This is a genomic window from Halomicronema sp. CCY15110, from assembly GCF_016888165.1.
In the GTDB taxonomy this organism is placed as follows: Bacteria; Cyanobacteriota; Cyanobacteriia; order Phormidesmidales; family Phormidesmidaceae; genus Halomicronema.
Genome location: NZ_JACSWC010000255.1, coordinates 1 through 1,243, shown reverse-complemented (window position 1 = coordinate 1,243; position 1,243 = coordinate 1). Strand labels below are relative to the sequence as shown.

Annotated in this window: 1 protein-coding gene; it reads right to left on the bottom strand. The window is 52.9% G+C overall.

Features of this window, described 5'->3' with window-relative positions:
* A partial coding sequence (locus JUK32_RS10230) for a reverse transcriptase N-terminal domain-containing protein (RefSeq protein ID WP_204138759.1) occupies positions 1-541 on the bottom strand: 541 nt, incomplete at its 3' end.
* Positions 542-1,243: the final 702 nt, after the last annotated feature.

Here is a 1,243-nt window from a genome sequence, read left to right as displayed (position 1 = left end):
ACTGGGCAATATCGGCATCCAGCACGTACTTCGGCTTGAAGCGAATTGCCAGGAAAATGGCTTCAATGGCATCGTGGCACGAGCGGCCCGGACGAAACCCATACGAGTTAGGTTCGAAGCGCGCTTCCCATTCTGGCTCGAGGGCCAGTTTGACGAGCGCCTGCCGCGCCCGGTCGTGCAGGGTCGGAATGCTGAGCGGGCGTTGTCCGTTGGTTTTGGGAATCCAAATCCGCCGGAGCGGTGTCGCTTTAGCATTGAGGCTCAAGGTGTTGACCAGGCGCAGGCGTTCCGGGGGCGTGAGGGATTTCACCCCATCAATTCCGGCAGTTCTGCGCCCTTGATTATCTTGAGTGACCCGGCGCACAGCCAGACATTTGGCAGCCCAGGATTTCAGCAAGAGTCGTTGTAGCTTGCGAACAATTTTGACATCGTCACGTTGAGAGGCTCGGTAAATCCGGTTTTGCAGCTTGAAAACCTGTTTCTCTAGCTTGCGCCAGGGAATTTGGTTCCATCTATCCATCGGTTGAAAGACCGTGTTCATAGCGTATGCACTGTGACTGGCAGCTTTACCTTCCAAATCGTCGTGTCTCCGTCAGCCTATGCTCTCCACGGAAGCAGAGAGCCGTTCGCTTCTGAGACAATCCCGCCCTCAAGCGGCGTGCGCTTGATCACTACTCAGGCGATCGACCTTGACCTGAGAGCCGCTTGAGGGTTACTTCGTTCCGAGTTCCCGTTGGTTTCTGGTTTTAGAGCCGCTCTCTCCACCGGAGCCTTCGGGGGTGCATCTAGATAGGCATAGAACTATCTAGCCCTGACTCATTGACATTTTGTCTCCAGCCGATAATCCGCGTAGGCTGGTTGACTATCACGATGGTTCAGACGAGCGTTCGTATACCTACTCATGACCAGCTGCTCGATGGGATTCTCAGTCGGATTCCGAGTTACCACCTTTTATTCCTGCTTCATGGGTTTGAGAATCAGTCGCCCCCGTGAGGAATAGGCTGTCACCACTGCACTTATGGGGATGGACTTGGCGAGCTACGATCACCTAAAATAGGCTGTATTAGCCACCTCACCATCACGAGAACTCAGTTACAGGCTCAGAGAAGGCTCTGAGTCCTGCGGTCATCCCTGAGTATTTCTACTCATTTCGACCAACGAATCGCACCTATCCTTTATTCGCATCTTTTGTAACAATTCCAAAGTCACTAAAAGCTATTGACAGCAATAGTTTGAGCGTTTC